This is a genomic window from Collinsella sp. AM24-1 (genome assembly GCF_003470325.1).
Lineage (GTDB): Bacteria > Actinomycetota > Coriobacteriia > Coriobacteriales > Coriobacteriaceae > Collinsella.
Window position 1 is genome coordinate 1 of the sequence record NZ_QRHM01000059.1, and the last position, 1,267, is coordinate 1,267.

1 protein-coding gene is annotated in these 1,267 nt (G+C 65.4%); it reads right to left on the minus strand.

What is annotated here, in order from left to right; translation table 11 throughout:
- Window position 1: 1 nt before the first annotated feature.
- Entirely contained in the window at window positions 2–1,243 is a 1,242-nt protein-coding gene (gene arcA / locus DW661_RS10025; protein ID WP_099431519.1) for an arginine deiminase, read from the minus strand.
- Between the last annotated feature and the right edge of the window lie 24 nt (window positions 1,244–1,267).

A 1,267-nucleotide genomic window follows, 5' to 3' on the forward strand; every position in this document is an offset into this window, starting at 1 on the left:
CTTAGAGGTCCTCGCGCCAGAAGGGCATGCTCATGCAGCGCGGGCCGCCGCGGCCGCGGGAGAGCTCGGCGGAGGGCACGACGAGAAGGTCCAGGCCCTCCTTGTACAGCACGTCGTTGGTGACGGTGTTGCGGGCGTAGACGCAGATCTTGCCGGGCTCGACGCACAGGGTGTTGGAGCCGTCGTTCCACTGCTCGCGGGAGGCCGCGATCGGGTCGCCGCCGCCGCAGGGGATCAGCTTGACCTGGTCGACGCCGGTGGCGTCCTCCAGGACGTGCTCGAGGGTGTCCTCGATCAGGCGGATGTTCACGTCGCCCGGGTTCTTGCCGGCGGTCAGCTCGTAGACGCGCAGGGTGCCCATGATGGCGGGGTGGATCGTGAACTTATCGACGTCGATCTGGGTGAAGACCGTGTCGAGGTGCATGAAGGCGCGCGAGACGGGGATGTCGAAGGCCAGGATGCGCTCGACCTTGGAGTCGGAGTTCCAGAAGATGTTCTGGGCCATGACGTCGATGGCGGCCGCCTGGGTGCGCTGGGAGATGCCGACGGCGAGGGTCTTCTCGTTGATGTTCAGCACGTCGCCGCCCTCGGTGTGGAACTGGCAGTCGCGGCGGAAGTACAGGGAGACGTCCTTGTAGTCGGGGTGGTACTTGAAGACGTACTTGCCGTACAGGGTCTCGCGGTTGCGGGTGACCGAGTACATGCGGTTGAGGTTGACGCCCTCGCCGACGACCGCGAACGGGTCGCGGGTGAAGTAGAGGTTGGGCATCGGGTCGATGATCAGGTCGGACTCGGACTCGGAGTTGACCAGGGAGTCGAGGGTCGTGGACGCCGTGAGGGGCATGTCGATCTCGGCCTTGGTCATGCCGGCCATGGTCTTCTTGACGAACTCGAGGTTGTCCTCGATGGAGTCCAGCTTCTCGCGGACGATCTGCGGCATGTGCTGGCCGCGGATGCCTGCCTCGGCGATGTACTGGTCGGTGAACTCGGCGCGGGCGCCGGGGACCTGGTCGAACACCTCTGCGACGAGGTTCTCGAGGTAGAGCACCTCCACGCCCTGGTCCCTCAGGATCTGGGCGAAGGTGTCGTGCTCCTGCTGCGCGACCTCCAGGAACGGGACGTCGTCGAACAGGAGTCGCTCGAGCTCGTCGGGCGGCAGGTTGAGGAGCTCGTCGCCGGGACGGTGCAGGCAGACCTTCCTGAGCTTGCCGATCTCGGAAGGCACGTGCAGACCTTTCGTCATGGCCTCCTACCTTTCTTTCGGGCC

Bases quoted from the DNA above. Each gene is read 5' to 3' on its own strand.
- arcA (WP_099431519.1), bottom strand. From the start codon at position 1,243: ATGACGAAAGGTCTGCACGTGCCTTCCGAGATCGGCAAGCTCAGGAAG.